Here is a 24,377-nt window from a genome sequence, read left to right as displayed (position 1 = left end):
CTCGAACCGGATGAAAACGGATTGAGAGCGCACTCGTCAATGCAAGAACAAGAACAGGCGATTCAATTAAACAAGACAAGAAGGTTGGCGACAGGCCTGCTGCTGGCGATGGCCATCCTTTTTGTCGTCTCGCGGCTGCTTCAGCCGCGCTACCACTATCTGTCATTCGTTTCCGCGTTCGCGGAAGCGGCCATGGTCGGTGCACTGGCCGACTGGTTCGCCGTGACTGCCTTGTTCCGCTCCCCCTTAGGCTTGCCGATTCCGCACACGGCCATCATTCCTCGCAACAAGGACAGGATAGGCGACAGTCTGTCTAACTTTCTGGAGCACAATTTCATGACGCAGGAGATCATCCGCGACGAGTTAAGGATGATCGATTTTGCGGGCGCCGCCGCCGGCTGGCTGGCGAAACCCGAGAACAGTTATGCGGTCTCGCGTCAGGTGGTCCGCAGCGTGCCTGCCTTGCTGAAGGTGGTGGAGGACGAAGATGTCCGACAGTTCATGCAAAACAGGCTAAGTTCGGCGCTGGAGCATACGAAGTTTGCGCCGGTCCTTGCGGAAATCCTGTCGGTACTGGTGGCCAGCGGACATCACCGGGCGCTGTTTCAACATATGATCAGTTTGGCCGCGCGTGCGCTTGAACACAACAAGCCGTATATCCGCTGGAAAATCCACGAGCATAGTCCGCGCTGGATGCCGAGGGCGTTCGATGAAAAACTGTATGTCCGCCTGCTGGAAGCGATACAGAGCACACTCGATGAAATGCGTGACGAAGACAGCGAATGGCAAACGCGCTTTCAGGGATTCGCTGACGAACTCGTCGATCAATTGCGCACGTCGCCGGAATATGAAGCAAAAATCCATGCCGTGCTGGGGGACATCCTCAAGCATCCTTTGGTTCGCGACTATACGGTAGAAGTCTGGCACGACATCAAGTCGCGCCTGGTGGCCGATGCGCTGTCACCAACTTCGCAAATGCAGGTCAAGCTCAACCAGGCGATCAGCTCGTTCGGCAACGAGCTATTGCGCGATAAAAAGGTACAAAGGAAACTCAATCAATGGATCCGCATCTTTGCCACCGAAACCATAGTGGGAAGACGACAGGACATCGCCGACCTGGTGTCGCGTGTTATCCGCAAATGGGATGCCGATACCATGTCGCGCAAGCTTGAACTGCACGTCGGCAAAGACCTGCAATACATACGTATCAATGGCACTTTGGTTGGCGGCCTGGTTGGCCTGGTGCTCCATGCGATCACCTTGCTGCTGTGGAGCAGCGGCGCATAAGCGCTGCGCCTGCTACTTGCCGGCCAGATCGGCGCCGAGCACTACCTTCAGGTAATTCGCTTCAGCTTCATCCGCTGCCTTTTGCGCAATCCAGATAATGCTTCCCTTGCGCATGATCCAGTCTTGTTCAATGCCCGCGATCAGCAGCGAGGCGACGCGGCCGAGCGTGGGCTGATGGCCGACGATCAGCACCGGTTCACGGCTGAGCGGCCAGCGTGCTGCTTCAAGGATCGCCTCAGCGGTAGTGTCGGTTGCCAGCGATACATGCGTCTTGTATTTGCGTCCCAGCGCTTCCACCGTTTGTACGGTCCGAGCGGCCGGACTGGCAAGGATGCGGCATTCCGACGGTAAATGACGCTCAAGCCATTCCCCCATCTTTGCGGCCTGCTTGCGGCCCTTTGAGGTCAGGATGCGCGCCGCGTCCGGTTTATCCACGTCTTGCGGTTCGGCTTCCGCATGGCGCCACAGGATGAGATCCATGTTTTACCTTTCCGAAATTAGCCGCCGGGTGTTCCCAGCAGCTGTGCCAGATATTGCTGCGCGCAGAATGCCTGCTGTTTTCCGCGCGGCCTGCGTCGATGGTATTTGCCATCTGCTCCAAGTTCCCATGCATTCACATTGTCTTTCAGGTAGGGATTCAGGCCTTGGGTAATAACTTGTTTTTTCAGCGCCTTGTCGAGCACCGGAAAGGCCACTTCGACACGCCGGAACAGATTGCGATTCATCCAGTCTGCACTGGCCAGGTAGACATCATGAGCCAAGCCATTGCGGAAATAATAAATCCGGCTGTGTTCAAGAAAACGTCCGATGATGGAACGAACGCGAATGTTTTCCGACAAGCCAGGTACGCCGGGCCGTAATGCGCATGCCCCACGGACGATCAGATCGATCTTGACGCCATCGGACGACGCCGCATACAGCGCGCGGATCACGGATTCATCGAGCAGGGCGTTCATCTTGGCGATGATGCGCGCTGGCTTTCCCTGACGGGCGATTTCGGCTTCATTCTTGATCGCCCGAATGATTTCCTTTTGTAGGGCAAACGGGGCCAGCCATAAATGATGCAGCTTGTTCGGTTTGGTCAGACTGGTGAGATGGATGAAGATTTCATTGGCTTCCGCAGTCAGCGCTGGATGGGCGGTCAGCAATCCGAAATCGGTATAGTGCTTGGTCGTGGTCGGGTGATAGTTGCCGGTTCCCAGATGCGCATAGCGGCGCAGCTCGCCGCCCTCGCGCCGCAACACCAGTGCCAGCTTGGCATGGGTCTTGAGACCGACCACGCCATACACGACCTGCGCGCCGGTGCGTTCAAGCTTTTCTGCCCAATTGATATTAGCTTCTTCGTCGAAGCGCGCCATCAGTTCGACAATGACGGTGACTTCCTTCCCCCGCTGGGCTGCGGCAATCAGCGATTCCATCAGATCTGAATTCATGCCGGTGCGGTAGATGGTCTGCTTGATGGCCACGACATTCGGGTCGAGCGCGGCGGCACGGATGAAATCCACGACCGGCTGGAAGGACTGGAAAGGATGATGCAGCAAGATATCGCGCCGCGTCAGCATGCTGAATATATCGCCATCGCCTGACGCCATGGGCAATCCGGCCTGAAACGACGGGAAATGCAGCGCCGGTTGGCGGACGTTATTGATGAGCTCAAGCAGCCTCACCATATTGACCGGTCCATCGACTGCATACAACCGGCTCTTGTCGATCGAAAACTGATCCAGCAGAAATTGTGCAAGATGAGGAGGGCAGTTGCGCGCTACTTCAAGACGGACGGCAAAGCCGAACTGCCTGGTCTGCAACTCCATGCGCAAGGCTTGTCGCAGATTCTTGACTTCTTCTTCATCGACCCACAGGTCGCTATTGCGCGTCACGCGAAATTGAGAATACGCAACGACATCGCGTCCGGTAAACAAGTCGGCGATATGCGCATGGATCACGGAGGACAGCAGACAGAAGGCGACGCCTTTCTTGGATAATTCGTCCGGCAAGCGGATTACGCGAGGCAACACACGCGGCGCCTTGAGAATAGCGATCCCGGTGCCACGGCCGAAAGCATCCTTTCCCGTCAGCTCGACGATGAAGTTAAGACTCTTGTTAATTACCTGAGGAAAAGGATGGGCCGGGTCGAGCCCGATAGGTGTCAGCAAAGGCCTGACTTGCCGTTCAAAGTATTCCTTTACCCATGCACGCTGCGCTTCATTGCGATCGTCATGGCGTAGTAGATGAATGCCTTGTTCTGACAGTTGCGGCAGGATTTCCTGGTGCAGCAATGCGTATTGGCGCTCGATGATGGAATGACACTCTATGCCCGTGCGATCCAGCACGGCAGCCAATGCAGGTGGAATCGGTTGCGTCCCGCCCATTCGATGGTGTGCAAGCAGGCTGGCGATCCTGACCTCGAAAAATTCATCGAGGTTGCTGCTGACGATGCAGAGATAGCGCAGGCGCTCCAGCAAGGGGATGGATGGGTCCTCCGCTTGCGCAAGCACGCGTCGATTGAAGGCAAGTTGGGACAATTCCCTGTTGAGATAAATACCGGTTGGTTCTTCGGGTGCGGGTAAGGTCGGGTGGTCCGCATGGCGCTGTGTTTTCTTATTCATGCCGGTAAACCATTCTTCGGATCATTTTTTCCGGAGTCTAGAGGTTCAATATGACAAGTTAATGACAAAAATTTATTGATAGAGCAATTTATGACATGGCTTTTTGCCACTGTCATCGGCCTGTCACAATTGTTGGCTAGAGTTCGCCCTGTCTTCCTTTGACAAATCTCATGGAGCAGTTATGCGACTGAATAAATTCCTGACATCGGCGGCAATCGCGGCCGGTAGTGCCATCCTGTTTTCTTCCGCGTTTGCCGCAGACATCACAGGCGCCGGCGCAACCTTCCCGTATCCGATCTATGCAAAATGGGCTGAAGAGTACAAAAAAGCCACTGGCAACGGCTTGAACTATCAGTCCATCGGCTCCGGTGGCGGCATCAAGCAGATCAAGGCCAAGACCGTCGACTTCGGTGCTTCCGACATGCCGTTGAAAGCCGAAGATCTGGAAACCGAAGGCCTGATGCAATTCCCCGCAATCATGGGTGGCGTCGTGCCAATCGTTAATCTGGAAGGCGTTACGCCAGGCCAACTGAAGCTGACCGGCCAGATTGTTGCGGATATTTATCTCGGTAAAATCACCAAATGGAATGCGCCGGAAATCGCGTCGCTGAACGCGGGCGTTAAATTGCCGGCCGAAGACATTACCGTAGTTCACCGCGCGGACGGCTCCGGTACCTCCTTCCTGTTTACCGATTATCTGTCGAAGGTCAGCCCGGACTTCAAGGCCAAGGTCGGTGCAGGCACTGCGGTCAAATGGCCGACAGGCGTGGGTGGCAAAGGCAACGAAGGTGTCGCAGCGAACGTGCAGCGTATCAAGAATTCGATTGGCTACGTGGAATATGCGTACGCCAAGAAAAACAAGATGTCGCATGCCCAATTGAAGAACCGCGACGGCCAGTTCGTGCAGCCGGATGACGAAACCTTCAAGGCGGCCGCTGCGGGCGCCGACTGGACCAAGACACCGGGTTTTGCGGTCATTCTGACTGATCCGGCGGGCAAATCGAGCTGGCCGATCACTGGCGTATCGTTCATCCTGATGCACAAGAATCAGGTCGACTCCGCGAAGGGTAAGGAAGTTGTCAAATTCTTCGATTGGGCTTACAAGAATGGCGGTGCAATGGCTACCGAGCTCGATTATGTGGCCATGCCGGCTCCAGTAGTCAAGCAGGTGCAGGACGCCTGGAAGGCGCAACTCAAGGATGCGTCCGGCAAGGCGCTCTGGTAACAGCTAGCTGGTAATAAAGTCAAAAGCGGCGCCGGGACGTGCAATTTGTGCGTGTCGGCGCGTTTCCTATCGTCTGCAAAGGCTTCCGGCATATGAATGCAAATCTTTCAACGATCATGGCATCCTCGCCCGAAAAGACGCGACTTGCACTTGAGCAAGATGCTGCCGAGCGGGCAATGGGATCGACCATGCGCAAGCAGCGGATACAGGATTTCCTGTTTCACAAACTGACACTTGCATTTGCATTGAGCGTGCTGATCGTCCTGGTCGGCATCATCGTGTCGCTTATCTTCGGTGCCTGGCCCGCATTCAAGGAATTCGGACCGGAATTCATCACCACCGTCGAGTGGGATCCGGTCAATGATCAATATGGTGGCTTGATTGCGATCGTCGGCACATTGGCAACCTCGCTGATTGCGTTGTTGATTGCGTTCCCGATCAGCTTTGGCATTGCCCTGTTCCTGACCGAAATCTGTCCGGTCCAACTGCGCCGGCCTCTCGGTACAGCAGTGGAACTGCTGGCCGGCGTACCGAGCATCATTTACGGCATGTGGGGGTTGTTTGTCTTCGCGCCGATGTTTGGCGATTACATCCAGCCTTTGCTGAGCAAGACGCTGGGACAATTGCCGCTGATCGGTTACCTGTTCAAGGGGCCGATGATGGGTATCGGGATCCTGACCGCAGGCATGATACTGGCTGTCATGATCATTCCGTTCATCGCATCGGTAATGCGCGATGTTTTTGAAATCGTTCCGGCTGTACTCAAGGAATCGGCGTACGGACTAGGCTGCACCCGATGGGAAGTGGTGCGCAAGGTTGTGCTGCCCTATACCAAGACCGGCGTGGTCGGCGGGGTCATGCTTGGCCTGGGCCGGGCGCTCGGCGAGACCATGGCTGTGACTTTCGTCATCGGCAACGCGCACAAGTTATCGTGGTCACTTTTCGCTGCGGGCAACAGCATTGCATCGACACTTGCCAATGAATTCGCCGAAGCCGAATCGACGCTGCATGTGTCGTCGCTGTTTGCGCTCGGATTGATCCTGTTTGTCATCACCTTTATCGTACTGTCCGCAGCAAAACTCATGTTGATGGGCTTGACGCGCAAGGAAGGAGTGAAGTCATGAACCCCGTCTATCGCAGACGCCTCTGGTCCCACCGCATCGGTATTGCCCTGTCGATCGGTGCAATGGCAATCGGGCTCCTATTTCTTGGGTGGATATTGTTCACCTTGCTGCTCAAGGGCTTCAGCGCCCTGAGTCTGACGATGTTCACCGCGACCACGCCGGCGCCCGGCAGCGATGGCGGCGGCCTGATCAATGCCATCGTCGGCAGTTTGATGATGGTCGGTGCGGCGACACTGGTCAGTACGCCGGTCGGCATCCTTGCCGGTATCTATCTCGCGGAATACGGTGAGGAGAGCTGGCTGGCGCAAGTCACGCGCTTCGTGACCGACATCATGCTGTCGGCGCCTTCGATCGTGATCGGCCTGTTCGTGTATGCGATCTATGTCGCCAATGTAAAACACTTTTCCGGCTGGGCAGGTAGCTTTGCCATTTCGCTGATCGCAGTGCCGGTGGTGGTGCGCACCACCGATAACATGCTCAAGCTGGTGCCCAACAGCCTGCGCGAAGCCGCCTTCTCGCTTGGCGCCCCGCGCTGGAAGGTGGCGCTGATGGTGCGCCTGCGCGCGGTCAAGGCCGGCGTGGTCACCGGCGTGCTGCTTGCGATTGCGCGCATCTCCGGCGAGACCGCGCCCTTGCTGTTCACTGCGTTGAACAACCAGTTTTTCAGCGCTAACATGAATGCACCGATGGCTAACCTGCCCGTCGTGATCTATCAGTTCGCGATGAGCCCCTATGACAATTGGCGCGAGCTGGCTTGGGGCGGTGCCTTGTTGATCACTTTCAGCGTGCTGGGATTGAACATCCTGTCGCGCACCCTGTTCAGCCAAAAAATTCCGAACTGACATGATGACTTCACCTACGCAAATCCCGGAAAAGACGACGCTGCAAATCTCCGGACTGAATTTTTATTACGGCAGTTTTCAGGGCCTGAAAAACATCAACCTGAACATTCACGAAAAAAAGGTGACGGCGTTCATCGGCCCATCCGGCTGCGGCAAGTCGACGCTGCTGCGTACGCTCAACCGCATGTACGACCTGTATCCGGGCCAGCGCGCGGAGGGCAGCATCGTCTATAACGGCCGCAACATCCTCGATCCGGGACAGGATGTGAACATGCTGCGCGCCAAGGTCGGCATGGTGTTCCAGAAACCGACGCCGTTCCCGATGTCGGTCTATGAAAACATTGCCTTCGGCGTACGCCTCTACGAAAACCTGTCCAAGGGCGAGATGGACGAGCGCGTCGAATGGGCGCTGAAGAAGGCGGCAATCTGGGGTGAGGTCAAGGACAAGCTCAATAAGAGCGGTCTCAGCCTTTCCGGCGGCCAGCAACAGCGCCTGTGCATCGCCCGCGGCGTTGCGGTCAAGCCCGACGTGCTACTGCTCGACGAACCGACTTCGGCGCTGGACCCGATTTCGACGGTAAAGATCGAGGAGCTTATTCATGAGCTCAAGCAGGATTACACCATCGCGATCGTCACACATAACATGCAGCAGGCCGCCCGCTGCTCGGACTATACGGCGTACATGTATTTGGGCGAACTGGTCGAGTTTGGCGAAACCGACCAGATCTTCATGAACCCGGGGAAAAAGGAAACGCAGGATTACATTACCGGCCGTTTCGGCTGATCCTGTTTCGGCAACGATGTATCAATAGGAGAACCTGATGCCAGGCGATCACTCTTCAAAACAATACGACATGGACCTCGAAGCGATCCGCTCGAAAGTCCTGTTGATGGGCGGCCTGGTGGAAAGCCAGTTCAGCGATGCGATTGCCTGCTTCCGCAATGGAGATATTGCACAGGCCGAGCAGGTTATCAAGGCGGACGAAAACGTGAACCGGTTGGAGGTGTCGCTGGACGACACCTGCAGCCATTTGATCGTCAAGCGCCAACCCGCCGCAAACGACTTGCGCACAGTGATGGCGACGCTCAAGGTGATCACCGATCTGGAGCGCATCGGCGACGAAGCGACCAAGATCGCGCGCATCGCCAAGAACCTGCATGAGCGCGGGACCGTCGGTGTGCTCAACCACTATGAATCCATACGGGTGTTGGCCTCGAGGGCGTCCGAGTCGCTGCACGATGCGCTCGACGCTTTCGCACGGCTGGACGACAAGCAGGCGACACGCATCATTTCCAGCGACGAGGCGATCGATCATGAATTCCGCGCGATCATGCGTACAATGATTACGTTCATGATGGAAGATCCCCGTACGATTTCCGTCGCGCTCGATACCCTGTGGGTGGCAAAGGCAATCGAACGCATCGGGGATCATGCAAAGAACATCGCCGAGTATGTCATTTATGTGGTGGAAGGAAAGGACATCCGACATACCGATTATGTCTATACCAAAATCAATAGCGCAGTCTGAACATGGCCGTTGACAAGACCACCATACTGATTGTCGAAGACGAACCGCCGATCATCGAACTGGTAACGTTCACGCTCAAGGAAGCGGGCTGGAACACGGAGGCCGTGCATACCTCGGCGGAGGCCTGGAATTTCATGCAGCAGCGGACGCCGCAGCTTGTATTGCTCGACTGGATGCTGCCTGATCAATCCGGCCTGAGGTTACTGTCGCGCATACGCTCGGACCGGCAGTTGCAAGGGTTGCCCGTGATCATGCTCACTGCCAAGAGTATGGAAGAAGACAAGATTGCCGGCCTCGACAACGGCGCGGACGATTACATCACCAAGCCGTTCTCACCGCGTGAGCTTACCTCGCGTGTGAAGGCGCTGCTGCGCCGCAAGAGCCCGGAACATGCTCAAAGCCTGATGAGCGCCGGCGCGGTGATACTGGACCCGGTCAGCTGCTCGGTCATGCTGAACGAACAAAAGATCGATATCGGACATGCAGAATTCCGGTTGCTGAAATTTTTCCTCGCGCACCCGGAACGGGTATTTTCGCGCAGCCAGCTGCTCGACAAGGTATGGGGCGATCATGTCGCCATCGAGGAAAGAACGGTCGACGTGCATGTACTGCGCCTGCGCAAGGCCTTGAAAGAAGCGGAGTCGCTGATCAAGACGGTGCGTAGTGTAGGCTATATGCTCTCCGAAAAATAAACCCGGCCTGACATGAATCCTCGCTTGATTTTCTGGATCCCGGCGGTAATGCGGCTGGTGCTCATCCTCGCCGGCGCCGGTTGCGTCTGGTATTTCTTCGGACTCATAGCCGGCCTCGTGGCGGGCATGGCGGGATTATGCGTATTGTTGGTGGTGCAATTGCATTACCTGTATCAACTTGCGGAATGGCTGGATCATCCCAGCAGTGCCAGACTACCTGACGGGTGGGGTGCCTGGACCGATATCTTTTCCCGGCTGTACAAACTGCGTCGCGACGATGAACGCAATCAGGCCGAACTGGCCGAATGGCTGGCCCGCTTTCGCCAGGCGATGAGCCTGTTGCCGGATGGCGTTGCCATCATGGATGACGTGCTCTTTCTTGAATGGTGCAACCCCGCTGCCGAAAAACATCTCGGCCTGCAATTGGGACGCGACAAGGGAATGCGGGTAACCAACCTGGTGCGCAGTCCGGAATTCATCGATTACATCATCCTCGGACGCTATGAACAGCCGTTGACGCTCAACGTGCGCGACCGCAAGCTGATCGTGCTGATCATTCCGTTTGAAAACCGGCGCCAGATCCTGGTCACGCACGATGCGACCGAGTCGGACCGTATCGAGATGATGCGCCGCGACTTCGTGGCGAACGCGTCGCATGAGTTGCGCACGCCGCTCACGGTCATCAATGGTTTCCTCGAGATCGCCTGCGCGCAACCGAATCTGGATGTGAAAACCCGGCTGTCCCATTTAAAGCTCATGGCTGAGCAGGGCCAACGCATGCAAAACCTGGTCGAAGACATGCTCACGCTGACACGACTGGAGTCGGTCGATTACCCGCTACGCCCCGAGCGCGTCAATATCCATATATTGCTCGATCAGATTTTGCAGGACACACAGGCGCTGTCGGGCGGCCGGCACGATATTTCATTGGAAGTCGATGGACCCGACATCAAGGGTGGTACCGAAGAGTTGCGTAGCGCTTTCGGCAACCTCGCAACCAATGCCGTGCGCTATACGCCAGAGCACGGGACGATACGCCTGCGCTGGAAATTAAAGGAAAGCGGTCCCGAATTCACTGTCGAGGATAGCGGTATCGGTATCCGCCCTGAACATATCTCCCGCCTTACCGAACGCTTCTACCGGGTCGACAAGAGCAGGTCGCGCGAAACCCAGGGAACCGGGCTTGGGCTTGCTATCGTCAAGCATGTGTTGCTGCGGCACGATGCTACGCTTGCCATCGAGTCGGTACCGGAGCAGGGAAGTACCTTCCGCGTGAAGTTTCCGCGCAAGGCGGTGTGCGAGGATACGCTGGAAAAGGGAACCGGGACCTGACCGCTTGTTTGCGGTGAGGTCCCGTCTACGCATCGTCGCTGTTGGCGATGCGCTGTTGCGGCTAGCAACGCTTGCTTGCAACGCTTACTTGTAGCCTACGCGGTCCAGGATCTTTTGCGCGGCGATCTGATTCTTGCCGATGGTCGCGATCGACACGTTTTCCGGCTTGAATTTGCCCATCGCCTCGAGGGTAGGATTGGCTGCGACAGCACTTTTCACCACCGGCCATTCGTTGTTGCCATTCGCGAAATAGCCCTGCGCCTCATCGCTTGCCAGATACTCGAGGAATTTGACAGCCGCTTCACGGTTCGGCGCGTTCTTGGCGACGCCGGCGCCGGAAATGTTCAGATGCGTTCCCGAAGTAGCCTGGTTAGGCCAGACGAAAGCAACCTTGCTCATCAATTCCTTGTCTTCCGGCTTGGTCGAACGCAGCAGGCGAGCGTAGTAATAGGTATTGGCAACCGCCACGCCGCATTCTCCGCTGCCCACGCCCTTGATCTGGTCGGTGTCGCCGCCGCGCGGGGGGCGCGCGAAATTTGAGACCATACCTTGCGCCCACTTTTCGGTTGCGGCGTCACCGTTACGCTCGATCATCGAGCCGGTCATGGAAAGCATGTAAGGATGCGAACCCGAACGGGTGCATACCTTGCCCTTGTTTTTCGGGTCGGCCAGCGATTCGTAGGTGGCGACGTCTTCCGGTTTCACGTTCGCCTTGTTGTAGACGATGATGCGCCCGCGGGTGGAAAAGCCGAACCACTCCGCGCCCTGGCCATCATCCTTGCCGCGCAGATTTGCTGGAATGCGCGATTCCAGTACCTTGGACTTGACCGGCTGGAACAATCCTTCGATCTGGGCGCGCCACAGGCGGGCCGCGTCGACCATCAGGATCACGTCGGCCGGGCTGTTCTTGCCTTCGTTTCTGAGCCTTTCGAGCAGCGGATTGTCTTCTGCTTCGATGCGGTTGATCTTGATGCCGGTTTGCTTGGTGAAATTTGAATACAGCTGTTCATCGGTTTGGTAGTGGCGGGAAGAGTACAGATTCAGTACTTTTTCCTGAGCATTGACGGAGAAAGCGGCGGCCATGGCAACTGCCGCGACGATGATTTTCTTGTTGAAAACGCCTTTCATTGATACTCCTTGTTAAAAATATTTTTCAATGAGTCAAGTATAGCGTCTCTTTATTTTAATGGGAATCATTCTCATTTCTTGCCTCGGTGTTTTGTATCGCCTATCGGCTACAATGCGACGCAACCTACCGTTATGCCTTTCCTTTCTTACATTCGCGTACGTCGACCATCTCGTAATCTCGTACTTCCCCACTCTCCATACCGTCTTTCATGAATCGTTTTCAGATCGCTTTAGTGTTGTCGCTCGGATCTTTGCTGAGCGCCTGTTCGACTGCACCGCGTGCGCCAGTCGTTACGCAACCGACGGCCCCGCAGACTGTGCAACCGAAGGCAGTGAAGCCGGTACGGATCGGCTTGGCGCTGGGAGGTGGTGCAGCACGTGGTTTTGCCCATATCGGTGTGATCAAGGCGTTGGAAGCGCAGGGGATCGTGCCGGACTATGTTGCCGGCACCAGCGCTGGCAGCCTGGTCGGTGCCATGTATGCGGCCGGCAACAATGGCTTTGCCTTGCACAAGCTGGCATTGGAGATGGATGAGGCTGCAATTTCGGATTGGTCGGTACCCTTGTTTGCCAAATCGACTGGCGTGCTGAAAGGGGAGGCCTTGCAACAGTATGTCAATCGTACGCTGGGCAACGCCCCGATCGAAAAGCTGAAGATCCCGTTCGGCGCAGTTGCAACCGATCTCAACACCGGTACACCCATCCTGTTCAGGCGCGGCAACACGGGCGCGGCGGTACGCGCGTCATCGGCGGTGCCGGGCGTCTTCCAGCCGGTTCGCATCGGCGATCATTCCTATGTGGATGGCGGACTGGTCTCTCCAGTCCCGGTACGGTTCGTACGCGAAATGGGGGCGGATTTTGTTATCGCGGTCAATATCTCGGCGCAACCGGACGCCCAGCCTTCGACCAGTTCGGTCGACGTCGTGCTCCAGACCTTTGCCATCATGGGGCAAAGCATCAATCAATACGAACTCAAGGAAGCCGATGTCGTGATCCAGCCAAGGCTGGGTACGATGAAGGGAAGTGATTTTCCGGGGCGGAATACAGCTATTCTTGCCGGTGAGCAGGCGGCAGCAGCCATCATGCCGGAACTGCGCCGCAAGCTCGCCGCCCGAAAAGAGCAGTGAAAGGGCAGGGCGCTGAATTACTCGGATTGTGGCTGAGTAATCCGGCGTGCGCCATTGAAACGGCTTTTCCAGTAGTTGATATTCATGCTTTCAATCCGAACCTGCCCGCCAGCTGAAGGGGCATGGATAAACTTGTTGTCGCCAAGGTAGATGCCGACATGCGAGAAGCCGCGACGCAAAGTGTTATAAAACACCAGGTCGCCTGGCTGCAAATCGGCGGTATCGATGGTCTGGCCAACCCGGCTGATCTCTTCCGAAGTGCGTGGCAATTCGGTGCCCAATGCCTGGCGGAACACATAACGAACCAGGCCACTGCAATCAAGACCGTTTTCCGGCGCAGTCCCACCATACTTATAACGGATTCCAATCATGGACATGGCTTGCAAGGCCAGCTCCGATGCGCGACTGGTCAAGCCCTGCAATTTTGCCATTGGACCTTGGGCTTCGCCCGGAGCAGGTTCGATCGCAAGCGCGGTTCCGCAAGTCGCGGCCGACAGCGTAGCGACGATGAGCGCCTTGCACAACATCCGCATCAGGGAAAAGCCGGTAATTGTCATTTAGGCAAAGTTTGATTTGAGCAACGGCTTGAATGTAAAGGAAGCAGCCTGCTGCTGTCAAAAATTCTTGCCTGCAGGTATGCTAGTGAAATAACGATCAATCATATACCGAATGCCAACGCCTCCTGCAGTCGACATTTCGCTCAAACCGCGCGTCCTGATTGCAGACGACTCCCGGATCGTGCGTGCCACCTTGATCAAGCATATCGAAGGTATGTTTGATTTTCGTGAAGCGCTCAATGGCGAAGAAGCTTGGGAAACCCTGCTCATTGATCCCAATATCCGCGTTGTCATTACGGATCTGTCCATGCCGAAGCTGGACGGTTACGGCTTGCTGCAACGAATTCGCAATTCAAAGATTACCCGTATCCGCGAAATTCCTGTTGTGGTGGTATCCGGCAGCGACGAGCGGGCAGAGCGTGAACGGGCCAAGGCGGCCGGTGCCACCGACCTGATCACCAAGGGAATCGGTACGCCGCAGTTGCTGTCGCGTCTGGATATCCTCTCCAAGCTGGTGGCGACGCAACGTGAATTCGAGCGCAGCCTGGAAGCCCTGATACAGGAAATCGAGCCGGATGCACCTCTGCAATTACCTACGGTTGAGGCGTTTCGGGCCGATGCCGCCCAGCTTCTCGACAACGCCGCGCGCAATCGCAAGAACTTCGTTCTTCTGGATGTCTCCATCGGATTAAAACATGCCGGCCTCGAAGGCGCGGCCGTCGCTCCGCCGTCCAGCGTGGCGAAGGCGATCGGGCGGTTACTCCGGCGCACGATAAGAGATACTGATCATCTGGGCCAGTTTGGCGATGCGGAATTCGTCGTGGCAACCGGCAGCATCAATTTCGATTCCGCACGTCTTTTTGCTCAGCGGGTTTGCCGTGCGATTGCCAGTGCACATCTGGCGAGCGACGAACGCATGTCTTTCATTGCCAGCTGCGGCGTTGCTTCGCTGTCGGACCCCGGAATCAAGGCGGACGAAATAACGTTTGATGAGTTGCTGGAACGGGCGCGCCACCGCGCCCTACTTGGTATCGGTGGCAGCGTTACCGGTGTCGTGGGGCCGGAAGAAGAGGCGGCCGTGCTGTGCGGTGAACAGATCCCTTCGCTGGCAACAGCGAAGGATCACACAATGGAGCAGGACTCGCCCGACCTTGCAACGCTCTTGCAATGGATCAGGGAAGGCCGGCAGGATGAAGTGCTGCCGCATCTTGGCAGATTGTCGGCAGAGTTGCAGCCCTTGGTGGATCTGGTATTGAAGCGAAGCCGAACCGCACTCTGATCACTTGGGCGGTGGATATGCGGGCGGGACATGTCGTACAATCCTGCCTTCTTTTGAAGGAGCCGTAATGCAATCCAAACCTGTTCTTACCCTCGACGACGTCAAGAAAATCGCCGCTGCTGCAGAAGCTGAAGCCAAGGCAAACAACTGGGCAGTCAGCATCTCGATCGTTGATGACGGCGGTCATCTGCTGTGGCTGCAGCGTTTGGATGGTGCAGCACCGATCTCGGCCAGCATTGCGCCGGCAAAGGCAAAAACAGCGGCGCTTGGCCGCCGTGAAACCAAGGTCTACGAAGACATGATCAACAACGGCCGCTATTCCTTCATGACAGCACCGGTTTTGGAAGGCATGCTCGAGGGTGGCGTACCGGTTCTGGTCGATGGCCAGTGCATCGGTGCGGTCGGCGTGTCCGGCGTGAAATCGTCGGAGGATGCTCAGATTGCAAAGGCTGGCATCGCCGCCGTTTGCGGCTGATTCGAAGGGTCGAAGCGGGAAGGCGCATGCTTGCCTTCCTGTCAATTCTCGCGACCCATGTTGGCTAGTCCAACCCTTGGTTTGACCAGCTTCCGGTTTGCAGTGCGGTGCGTTCTCGGCTATACTCTTGGGGTTTAACTAATTCAGCCCGCCGTAGCGCATACCCCTTCCATCACGTCCCAAAAAGACCCACGACATCCAGCGCAAGCCGTTTGGTTGACGGTCGTTCTGGCGCGGCGCAGCGGCGGTAATCATCTCAGGAGTTACCCTTGCTGCCATTTTTTTCTGGCCACTCAGTCCCGGCCATCCTAGCGCTTGCAGATGGGTCGATCTTTCAGGGATTTTCGATAGGAGCGCCCGGTCACACGATCGGCGAGGTCGTGTTCAACACGGCCATGACAGGCTACCAGGAAATCCTGACCGACCCCAGTTACAGCCGCCAGCTCGTCACGCTGACTTATCCGCATATCGGCAATGTCGGCATCAATGCCGAAGACATCGAAGCCACCCAGATCCATGCTGCTGGCTTGATCATCAAGGACTTGCCCTTGCTGGCGTCGAATTTCCGTTCCACGCTGAGTTTGTCGGAGTATTTGAAAGCGCAAAACGTGGTCGGCATTGCCGGCCTCGACACCCGCAAGCTGACCCGCATCCTGCGCGAAAAAGGGGCCCAGAACGGCGCCATCCTGGCCGGTGAAGCCGATGTCGACAAAGCGCTGGCGCTGGCCAAATCCTTCCCCGGCCTGGCCGGCATGGATCTGGCCAAGGTGGTCTCGACCACCCAGTCCTATGTCTGGAATGAAACCGAATGGAAGCTGGGCCAGGGCTACGGCGCACAGACGGCGCCGGCGTATCACGTGGTGGCCTTCGATTACGGCGTCAAGCGCAACATCTTGCGCATGCTGGCCGAGCGCGGTTGCAAGATCACGGTGTTGCCGGCGCAGGCCAGTGCCGCCGAGGCGCTGGCGCTCAAGCCGGACGGCATCTTCCTGGCCAATGGCCCGGGCGACCCCGAGCCGTGCGACTACGCGATTGCCGCGACCCGGGAATTGATCGAGCGCGGCATTCCCACCTTCGGCATTTGCCTGGGGCACCAGATCATGGCGCTGGCCTCCGGCGCCAAGACCCTCAAAATGAAATTCGGTCACCACGGTGCGAACCACCCGGTGCAAGACCTCGACACCAGGCAAGTGATGATCACTTCGCAAAACCATGGTTTCGCGGTGGACCAGGCCACCTTGCCGGACAATTGCCGCGTCACCCACGTGTCGCTGTTCGATGGCTCGCTGCAAGGCTTTGCCCGCACCGACAAACCGGCATTCTGCTTCCAGGGCCATCCGGAAGCCTCGCCCGGCCCGACCGACGTCGCCCCCTTGTTTGATCGCTTCGTGGCGATGATGGAGAAACACAAAAATGCCTAAGCGCACAGAGTTACACAGCATCCTGATTATTGGCGCCGGCCCGATCATCATCGGCCAGGCGTGCGAATTCGACTATTCCGGCGCCCAGGCCTGCAAGGCCTTGCGCGAAGAAGGTTACCGCGTGGTGCTGGTCAACAGCAATCCGGCCACCATCATGACCGATCCGGACATGGCCGATGTCACCTATATCGAACCGATCACCTGGCAGGCGGTCGAGCGCATCATCGCCAAGGAGCGTCCGGATGCGATCCTGCCGACCATGGGCGGCCAGACCGCGCTCAATTGCGCGCTCGACCTGCACCATCACGGCGTGCTGACCAAATACGGCTGCGAATTGATCGGCGCCACACCGGAAGCCATCGACAAGGCCGAAGACCGTTCCAAGTTCAAGCAGGCGATGACCAGGATCGGACTGGGGTCGGCGCGTTCGGGCGTGGCGCACACGCTGGAAGAATCGTGGGCGGTGCAAAAGGAAATCGGTTTCCCGGTCATCATCCGGCCCTCGTTCACGATGGGCGGCACCGGCGGCGGCATTGCCTACAATCCGGAAGAATTCGAGACCATCTGCAAGCGTGGCCTGGAAGCCTCGCCCACCTCCGAACTGCTGATCGAAGAATCGCTGATCGGCTGGAAAGAGTACGAGATGGAAGTCGTGCGCGACAAGAAGGACAATTGCATCATCGTCTGCTCGATCGAAAACCTCGACCCGATGGGCGTGCATACCGGCGACTCGATCACGGTGGCGCCGGCGCAGACGCTGACCGACAAGGAATACCAGATCATGCGCAACGCCTCGCTGGCGGTGCTGCGCGAGATCGGGGTCGACACCGGCGGCTCCAATGTGCAGTTCGCGGTCAATCCGGCCGATGGTCGCATGATCGTCATTGAAATGAATCCGCGCGTCTCGCGTTCCTCCGCGCTGGCGTCCAAGGCGACCGGCTTTCCGATTGCGAAGATCGCCGCCAAGCTGGCGGTCGGTTTCACGCTGGACGAGTTGCGCAACGAAATCACCGGCGGCGCCACGCCCGCCTCGTTCGAGCCCAGCATCGATTATGTGGTGACCAAGGTGCCGCGTTTCGCGTTCGAGAAGTTTCCGACCGCCGACAGCCATCTGACCACGCAAATGAAATCGGTGGGCGAAGTGATGGCGATCGGGCGCACCTTCCAGGAATCGTTCCAGAAAGCCTTGCGCGGTCTGGAAGTCGGGGTCGACGGCATGAATGAAAAGACCACCGACCGCGAAACCATCGAAGAGCAGCTGGGCGAACCCGGTCCGGAACGCATCTGGTATGTCGGCGACGCCTTTGCGCAAGGCTTCTCGCTGGAAGAAGTGCATCAGCTGACCCATATCGATCCCTGGTTCCTGGTGCAGATCAAGGAAATCGTCGATATCGAACTGTGGCTGGAAACCCAGACGCTGGAGGCGCTGGACAAGGACACCCTGTTCAAGCTCAAGCAAAAGGGCTTTGCCGACCGGCGTCTGGCCAAGCTGCTCAAGACCAGCGACAAGGCGGTGCGCGAGCAGCGGCGCGCGCTCAATGTGCGTCCGGTCTACAAGCGGGTCGACACCTGCGCGGCCGAATTCGCCACGCGCACCGCGTACATGTACTCGACCTACGAGGAAGAGTGCGAATCGCAGCCGACCGACAAGAAAAAGATCATGGTCTTGGGCGGCGGTCCCAACCGCATCGGGCAAGGCATCGAATTCGATTATTGCTGCGTGCATGCGGCGCTGGCGATGCGCGAAGACGGCTATGAAACCATCATGGTCAACTGCAATCCGGAAACCGTGTCGACCGATTACGATACCTCGGACCGGCTGTATTTCGAACCGCTGACGCTGGAAGACGTGCTGGAAATCGTCGACAAGGAAAAGCCGTATGGCGTGATCGTGCAGTACGGCGGCCAGACCCCGCTGAAACTGGCGCTCGACCTGGAAGCCAATGGCGTGCCCATCGTCGGCACCTCGCCCGACATGATCGATGCGGCCGAAGACCGCGAACGCTTCCAGAAACTGTTGCAAGACCTGGGCTTGCGCCAGCCGCCCAACCGCACCGCGCGCACCGAAGAAGACGCGTTGCGCCTGGCGCAGGAAATCGGCTATCCGCTGGTGGTGCGTCCGTCCTATGTGCTGGGCGGGCGCGCGATGGAAATCGTGCATGAACAGCGCGATCTGGAACGCTACATGCGCGAAGCGGTCAAGGTTTCGAACGATTCGCCGGTGCTGCTCGACCGCTTCCTCAACGATGCGATCGAAGTCGATGTGGATTGCCTGTCCGATGGCCAGCGCACCTTCATCGGCGGCGTGATGGAACACATCGAACAGGCCGGCGTGCATTCGGGCGACTCGGCTTGCTCGCTGCCGCCGTATTCGCTGTCCCAGGACACCATCGACGAATTGAAGCGCCAGACCGCGCTGATGGCCAAGGGCTTGAAGGTGGTGGGTTTGATGAATGTGCAGTTTGCCATTCAGCAGCATGAAGTCGATGGCCAGCTGCAGGATGTGGTGTACGTGCTGGAAGTCAACCCGCGCGCCTCGCGCACGGTGCCGTATGTATCGAAGGCGACCGGCTTGCAGCTGGCCAAGATTGCCGCGCGCTGCATGGTGGGGCAGTCACTCGACAGCCAGGGCATCACGAAGGAAGTGGTGCCGCCGTACTACAGCGTCAAGGAAGCGGTGTTCCCGTTCAACAAGTTCCCCGGAGTCGACACCATTCTGGGTCCGGAAATGAAATCCACCGGCGAAGTCATGGGGGTGGGCAAGACCTTTGGCGAAGCGTTCGTGAAGTCGCAGCTGGGGGCGGGCGTCAAATTGCCGACCTCGGGCAAGGTGTTCCTGAGCGTCAAGAACAGCGACAAGCCGCGCGCGGTGCAGGTGGCCAAAGACTTGGTGGAGCTGGGCTTTACGCTGGTGGCGACCAAGGGCACGGCCGCGGCCATCAGTGCGGCCGGGATTCCGGTGGCGGCCGTCAACAAGGTGGTCGAAGGGCGGCCGCACGTGGTCGACATGATCAAGAACAACGAGATTGTGCTGGTGATCAATACGGTGGAAGAAAAGCGTACCGCGATTGCCGATTCGCGCGCCATCCGCACTTCCGCCTTGCTCGCGCGTGCCACTACCTATACCACCATCGCCGGCGCCGAAGCCGCCGTCGAAGGCTTGCGTCATCTAGACGAGCTGCACGTCTACGATTTACAAGGCTTGCATAAGTCTTTAAACTAGGCCTCTACAGTCTTACTTCAGCCACAGAGGTCACAACGGTACCGGATGATTTCCGGCACTATTTGTGACCTCTGTGGTTTTCATTTTGTCCAAAATAAATTATGAGCACAGTTCCCATTACCAAACTTGGTGCAGAACTTCTGAAGGAAGAACTGCAGCGCCTGAAAACCAAGGATCGCCCCGCTGTCATCAATGCCATTTCCGAAGCGCGCGCCCAAGGCGATCTTTCCGAAAATGCCGAGTACGATGCAGCCAAGGAGCGTCAGAGTTTCATCGAAGGCCGTATCGCAGAACTCGAAGGCAAATTGAGTGCGGCGCAAATCATTGACCCGACTCTGCTCGATGCGGAAGGTCGTATCGTTTTTGCATCGACGGTTAACCTGGAAGATCTGGAGTCCGGACAAAAGGTGACCTATCAGATCGTTGGTGAAGACGAAGCGGACCTGAAGAAACTCAAGGTCTCGATTACCTCGCCCATCGCGCGCGCATTGATCGGCAAATACGCTGGCGATGTCGTCGAAGTGAATGCGCCATCCGGCATTCGTGAATACGAAGTGCTCGAAGTTCGCTACATCTGATTACCATGCTGACCGCCATGCCGGCGCGCCTACGCTTGCTGGTCGCGACAATCTGGGCCGGAAGCCTTTGGACTGTCGGTTATCTGGTTGCTCCGACGCTATTCATTACGCTCGATGACCGCGTACTGGCGGGCACGATCGCCGGCCGATTGTTTCGTGTGGAAGCCTGGCTTTGTGTAGCTTGTGCCATTGTGCTTGGTATCCTGGTACGCTATTTTTCACCTGATCTTGAGCGCAAACAGATCCGTAGCATTGCCTGGCTGATCGCAGGCATGCTTGCTTGCACATTGATTGGATACTTCGGCCTGCAGCCTTTCATGGCGGCGCTGCGCGAGGCAGCCGGTCCTGCCGGCGTCATGGATTCCGATGCAAAACTACAGTTTGGCTTGTTGCACGGCGCTTCGAGCGCGATTTATCTGGTGCAAAGCTTGCTGGGCGTCGCGCTGGTAGTAAAGGCGAGGTAATCGTGCGGATCGTGTCCCGCGCCAAATATGCGGGACCGAATTTTCTCAAGCGAGCAAATCAGCCGCGTCCCAATGCCGATTTTTTGGAACTGCTTTGCCGTGGCTTGGCACGTTTGATATTGCCGCCTGCGGTAACCCGTTCATTGCCCTTCAAAATGACTTTCGTCACGCTTGGGCGCTTGGTGCCGCTCGGGCTGGGCTTGACGATCGTGACTTCACGCAGGCCTTTTCCGCGTTTGTCGCTGCGTTCCTTGGTGGCTTCCTTCTTGGGGCGGTACAAGACCAGCAGCTTGCCGATATGCTGGATCGGCGCGGCATCGAGCTTTTCGCAAATGGTTTCGTACATCTCGACGCGAGCTTCGCGCTCGTCGCCGAACACGCGGACCTTGATGAGGCCGTGAGCATTGAGGCTGGTATCGATTTCTTTCAGCACCGACGGTGTCAATCCGGCTTCGCCGATAATGACCACCGGGTTAAGTGCATGGGCTTCCGAACGCAAGGCACTGCGTTCGGCGGGTGTCAGTTTCAACATAATCTATTTATTCCTTAAAAACGGTATTCTACGCGAATGGCCAAGAACAAATTCAACAAAAACTGGTTGCACGACCATATCAACGACCCTTACGTGAAGCTGGCGCAAAAGGAGGGATACCGCGCGCGCGCAGCGTACAAGCTCAAGGAAATCGATGAAGAGGAAAGACTGATAAAACCCGGCCAGGTCGTTGTTGACCTTGGCTGCACGCCTGGCAGCTGGGCGCAATACATACGCAACAAACTGTCCGGTAAGGAAGGCGGCGGCATCAATGGCACCATTATCGGCCTTGATATGTTGCCCATGGATCCGATTGCCGACGTGCATTTCATTCTGGGTGACTTCCGTGAAGAAGAAGCCTTGCGCCAACTCGAAGCAGTGCTCGCGGGTCGACAGGTCGATCTCGTATTGTCAGATATGGCGCCCAATCTGTCCGGGATCGCAGTGACGGACGCTGCGCGAATCGAGGATATCATTGATCTGGCCATCGACTTTGCGCGAGCTCATATGAAACCTTCCGGTGCCTTGCTCGTCAAATGCTTCAACGGGACTGGGTACACACAATTAGTCGAAAAGTTCAGGCTCGAGTTTAAAACTGTGATCCAAAAGAAGCCCAAGGCCAGCAGGGATAAATCATCTGAAATCTTTTTGCTCGGTAAAGTGTTGAAACATCCTTCTCAATGACACATCGATAATAATCCCGCCATTGATTATTTTTTCGACAACTCTTGATTTCCCTTACCAGGCCCGCACATGCAGCCTAGCAAGCGCTGGTCAATGCGAGTAGAATCAATTTTACAAGCAATGTAAATATGGGCGCGCCTGCGTCTAAGGAGTTCTAGTGAACAACATGTTTTCCAAAGCCGCCATCTGGGTGGTGATTGCCCTGGTGCTGTTTACCGTCTTCAAGCAGTTCGACGGTCGCACAATGGCTGGCGGCGCGACGCCGATTCCGTATTCGGACTTCATCGATGAAGTCAAGGCGAAGCAAATCCGTGAAGCAACTATCGAAGACAGGACCATCGTCGCTATAACCAATGACGGTAAGCGCATCAAGACTTCAGTAACTTATCTTGACCGCGGCTTGATTGGCGATCTGATCAATAATGGCGTCAAATTCGACGTCAAGCAGCCTGAAGAACAATCCTTCCTTTCTCAAGTTTTCATTTCCTGGTTCCCAATGCTGTTGCTGATCGGCGTATGGGTATTCTTCATGCGTCAAATGCAGGGCGGCGGCAAGGGCGGCGCATTTTCTTTCGGTCGTTCCAAGGCGCGCATGCTGGATGAGGCAAGCAATACCGTGACTTTTGCGGACGTCGCCGGCTGCGACGAAGCGAAGGAAGAAGTCCAGGAATTGGTGGATTTCTTGCGCGACCCGACGAAGTTCCAGAAGCTCGGCGGTCGTATTCCGCGTGGTGTCCTGATGGTAGGCCCTCCAGGTACTGGTAAGACCCTGCTGGCACGTGCAATTGCAGGCGAAGCCAAGGTGCCGTTCTTTACGATATCCGGTTCAGACTTTGTCGAAATGTTTGTCGGTGTCGGCGCTTCACGCGTCCGCGACATGTTTGAAAACGCCAAGAAACATTCTCCCTGCATTATCTTTATCGATGAAATCGATGCGGTTGGCCGTCATCGTGGTGCTGGCATGGGCGGCGGCAATGATGAGCGCGAACAGACGCTCAATCAGTTGCTCGTTGAGATGGACGGCTTCGAACCAAATTCCGGCGTGATCGTTATCGCCGCGACCAACCGTGCCGACGTGCTCGACAAGGCGCTGTTGCGTCCCGGCCGTTTTGACCGTCAAGTCATGGTCGGCCTGCCCGACATTAGGGGGCGTGAGCAAATTCTTTACGTGCATATGCGCAAGGTACCTATTGCACCAGACGTCAAGGCTGATATTCTTGCGCGCGGCACACCGGGCTTTTCCGGCGCCGACTTGGCCAATCTCGTCAATGAAGCCGCGCTTTTTGCTGCGCGTCGCAATAAGCGCCTGGTAGAAATGCAGGACTTCGAAGATGCCAAGGACAAGATCGTGATGGGTCCGGAGCGCAAGTCCGCAGTCATGCGCGAAGAAGAGCGCCGCAATACTGCGTACCATGAATCTGGTCATGCGGTCGTTGCCAAGTTGTTGCCGAAGGCCGACCCGGTACACAAGGTCACCATCATGCCGCGTGGCTATGCACTTGGCTTGACTTGGCAGTTGCCCGAGCATGACCGGGTCAACATGTACAAGGACAAGATGCTGGAAGAAATCGCGATTTTGTTCGGTGGCCGCATTTCCGAGGAAATCTTCATGCATCAGATGTCGACCGGCGCATCCAACGATTTCGAACGGGCAACCAAACTGGCTCGTGCAATGGTGACCCGTTACGGCATGTCCGAATCCCTGGGTACCATGGTGTATGAAGATAGCGAGCAGGATGCCTACTTCGGCCGTATGAGTGCGAAGACTGTATCCGAGGCAACCCAGCAAAAGGTTGATACTGAAATTCGTTTGATCCTCGATGCACAGTATGCACTGTCACGTCGTCTGCTTGAAGACAACAGGGACAAGGTTGAGATAATGGCAAAGGCCTTGCTCGACTGGGAAACCCTTGATGCCGACCAGATCAACGACATCATGGAAGGTCTGGAGCCACGTCCGCCCAAGGCCGGCATCCCGGTAAAACGCTCTCCCTCCGACAATGCATCAGGTGGCATGTCGCCCAATGCGACTGCGCCGGCATAAGTCACTGACTGTCGACCACCAAAGCGAAAAAGGGTGAGGGGAAATCCTCACCCTTTTGTTTTGTCTGCTTGGCGCTGAATCTTTTCCGCGATACTCTGATCTTTCAATCTCGCCGCTTGCCTTCCCTGCACTAGAGCGCTTTCGTCCTGAGTGGACCATGCAAATCGCCCGGGATTGACGGTACAGTCAGGACGAAAGCGCTCTAGAATAACGTCCGTCTGTGCAGCT

22 protein-coding genes are annotated in these 24,377 nt (G+C 56.8%); 17 read left to right on the top strand and 5 right to left on the bottom strand.

Annotated elements, in window-relative coordinates:
* Nucleotides 1–39: 39 nt before the first annotated feature.
* Entirely contained in the window at nt 40–1,287 is a 1,248-nt protein-coding gene (locus D3871_RS10545; RefSeq protein ID WP_119768846.1) for a DUF445 domain-containing protein, read from the top strand.
* A gap of 12 nt (nt 1,288–1,299) precedes the next feature.
* On the opposite strand, the gene D3871_RS10540 is transcribed toward D3871_RS10545, so the two are convergent.
* A complete protein-coding gene (locus D3871_RS10540) occupies nt 1,300–1,767 on the bottom strand; it encodes a SixA phosphatase family protein (RefSeq protein ID WP_119768845.1) in 468 nt (155 codons plus the stop codon).
* Between the two features lie 17 nt (nt 1,768–1,784).
* Nucleotides 1,785–3,893: a polyphosphate kinase 1 gene (gene ppk1 / locus D3871_RS10535; protein WP_119768844.1), complete on the bottom strand. Its 2,109-nt coding sequence runs from the start codon at nt 3,891–3,893 to the stop codon at nt 1,785–1,787.
* 181 nt (nt 3,894–4,074) lie between these two features.
* Between ppk1 and pstS the strand changes: the two genes are divergently transcribed.
* From pstS to phoR, 7 genes are all read left to right on the top strand, one after another.
* Nucleotides 4,075–5,118 (top strand): phosphate ABC transporter substrate-binding protein PstS, encoded by a 1,044-nt coding sequence (gene pstS, locus D3871_RS10530; RefSeq protein ID WP_119768843.1) that lies wholly within the window; start codon nt 4,075–4,077, stop codon nt 5,116–5,118.
* A 92-nt stretch (nt 5,119–5,210) separates the two neighbouring features.
* Nucleotides 5,211–6,242 (top strand): phosphate ABC transporter permease subunit PstC, encoded by a 1,032-nt coding sequence (gene pstC, locus D3871_RS10525; RefSeq protein ID WP_119770018.1) that lies wholly within the window; start codon nt 5,211–5,213, stop codon nt 6,240–6,242.
* Complete coding sequence (gene pstA / locus D3871_RS10520) at nt 6,239–7,084, top strand: phosphate ABC transporter permease PstA (protein WP_119768842.1); 846 nt, start codon at nt 6,239–6,241, stop codon at nt 7,082–7,084. Before pstC ends, pstA begins: the two co-directional genes overlap by 4 nt.
* 1 nt (nt 7,085) lies before the next feature.
* Entirely contained in the window at nt 7,086–7,868 is a 783-nt protein-coding gene (gene pstB, locus D3871_RS10515; protein ID WP_420799638.1) for a phosphate ABC transporter ATP-binding protein PstB, read from the top strand.
* 37 nt (nt 7,869–7,905) lie between these two features.
* A complete protein-coding gene (gene phoU / locus D3871_RS10510) occupies nt 7,906–8,613 on the top strand; it encodes a phosphate signaling complex protein PhoU (RefSeq protein WP_119768841.1) in 708 nt (235 codons plus the stop codon).
* Nucleotides 8,614–8,615: 2 nt separating this feature from the next.
* The gene (locus D3871_RS10505; RefSeq protein ID WP_119768840.1) at nt 8,616–9,305 is read left to right on the top strand and encodes a response regulator; all 690 of its coding nucleotides are present in this window, start codon (nt 8,616–8,618) and stop codon (nt 9,303–9,305) included.
* 12 nt (nt 9,306–9,317) lie between these two features.
* A complete protein-coding gene (gene phoR / locus D3871_RS10500; protein WP_119768839.1) occupies nt 9,318–10,637 on the top strand; it encodes a phosphate regulon sensor histidine kinase PhoR in 1,320 nt (439 codons plus the stop codon).
* An 84-nt stretch (nt 10,638–10,721) separates the two neighbouring features.
* Here phoR and D3871_RS10495 read toward each other — a convergent pair whose 3' ends face one another.
* Nucleotides 10,722–11,765 (bottom strand): Fe(3+) ABC transporter substrate-binding protein, encoded by a 1,044-nt coding sequence (locus D3871_RS10495; protein WP_119768838.1) that lies wholly within the window; start codon nt 11,763–11,765, stop codon nt 10,722–10,724.
* Between the two features lie 209 nt (nt 11,766–11,974).
* On the opposite strand from D3871_RS10495, the gene D3871_RS10490 reads away from it, so the two are divergent.
* A complete protein-coding gene (locus D3871_RS10490; RefSeq protein WP_119768837.1) occupies nt 11,975–12,892 on the top strand; it encodes a patatin-like phospholipase family protein in 918 nt (305 codons plus the stop codon).
* A gap of 17 nt (nt 12,893–12,909) precedes the next feature.
* On the opposite strand, the gene D3871_RS10485 is transcribed toward D3871_RS10490, so the two are convergent.
* The gene (locus D3871_RS10485; RefSeq protein WP_119768836.1) at nt 12,910–13,449 is read right to left on the bottom strand and encodes a C40 family peptidase; all 540 of its coding nucleotides are present in this window, start codon (nt 13,447–13,449) and stop codon (nt 12,910–12,912) included.
* Nucleotides 13,450–13,561: 112 nt separating this feature from the next.
* Here D3871_RS10485 and D3871_RS10480 point away from each other — a divergent pair, with 112 nt between their 5' ends.
* The 6 genes from D3871_RS10480 to D3871_RS10455 all read left to right on the top strand — a co-directional run bounded on the left by D3871_RS10480 (nt 13,562) and on the right by D3871_RS10455 (nt 20,889).
* Nucleotides 13,562–14,728, top strand: coding sequence for a GGDEF domain-containing response regulator (locus D3871_RS10480; protein WP_119768835.1), 1,167 nt, complete (start codon nt 13,562–13,564; stop codon nt 14,726–14,728).
* A 67-nt stretch (nt 14,729–14,795) separates the two neighbouring features.
* The gene (locus tag D3871_RS10475) at nt 14,796–15,203 is read left to right on the top strand and encodes a GlcG/HbpS family heme-binding protein (RefSeq protein WP_119768834.1); all 408 of its coding nucleotides are present in this window, start codon (nt 14,796–14,798) and stop codon (nt 15,201–15,203) included.
* Nucleotides 15,204–15,472: 269 nt separating this feature from the next.
* On the top strand, nt 15,473–16,624 hold the full coding sequence (carA, locus tag D3871_RS10470; RefSeq protein ID WP_119768833.1) for a glutamine-hydrolyzing carbamoyl-phosphate synthase small subunit: 1,152 nt from the start codon (nt 15,473–15,475) through the stop codon (nt 16,622–16,624).
* Nucleotides 16,617–19,847, top strand: coding sequence for a carbamoyl-phosphate synthase large subunit (carB, locus tag D3871_RS10465; RefSeq protein WP_119768832.1), 3,231 nt, complete (start codon nt 16,617–16,619; stop codon nt 19,845–19,847). Before carA ends, carB begins: the two co-directional genes overlap by 8 nt.
* Before the next feature lie 101 nt (nt 19,848–19,948).
* The gene (gene greA / locus D3871_RS10460) at nt 19,949–20,425 is read left to right on the top strand and encodes a transcription elongation factor GreA (protein ID WP_119768831.1); all 477 of its coding nucleotides are present in this window, start codon (nt 19,949–19,951) and stop codon (nt 20,423–20,425) included.
* Nucleotides 20,426–20,442: 17 nt separating this feature from the next.
* Complete coding sequence (locus tag D3871_RS10455; protein ID WP_119770016.1) at nt 20,443–20,889, top strand: DUF4149 domain-containing protein; 447 nt, start codon at nt 20,443–20,445, stop codon at nt 20,887–20,889.
* A 58-nt stretch (nt 20,890–20,947) separates the two neighbouring features.
* On the opposite strand, the gene yhbY is transcribed toward D3871_RS10455, so the two are convergent.
* Complete coding sequence (gene yhbY, locus D3871_RS10450) at nt 20,948–21,421, bottom strand: ribosome assembly RNA-binding protein YhbY (protein WP_119768830.1); 474 nt, start codon at nt 21,419–21,421, stop codon at nt 20,948–20,950.
* Nucleotides 21,422–21,457: 36 nt separating this feature from the next.
* Here yhbY and D3871_RS10445 point away from each other — a divergent pair, with 36 nt between their 5' ends.
* Both D3871_RS10445 and ftsH read left to right on the top strand, forming a co-directional pair.
* Nucleotides 21,458–22,105 (top strand): RlmE family RNA methyltransferase, encoded by a 648-nt coding sequence (locus tag D3871_RS10445; RefSeq protein ID WP_119768829.1) that lies wholly within the window; start codon nt 21,458–21,460, stop codon nt 22,103–22,105.
* 157 nt (nt 22,106–22,262) lie between these two features.
* On the top strand, nt 22,263–24,149 hold the full coding sequence (ftsH, locus tag D3871_RS10440; protein WP_119768828.1) for an ATP-dependent zinc metalloprotease FtsH: 1,887 nt from the start codon (nt 22,263–22,265) through the stop codon (nt 24,147–24,149).
* Nucleotides 24,150–24,377: the final 228 nt, after the last annotated feature.

The sequence above is a fragment of the Noviherbaspirillum saxi genome (assembly GCF_003591035.1).
GTDB classification, from domain to species: domain Bacteria; phylum Pseudomonadota; class Gammaproteobacteria; order Burkholderiales; family Burkholderiaceae_D; genus Noviherbaspirillum; species Noviherbaspirillum saxi.
Note: the sequence above shows the minus strand (reverse complement) of the source record. Positions and strands in the feature narration are given on the sequence as shown.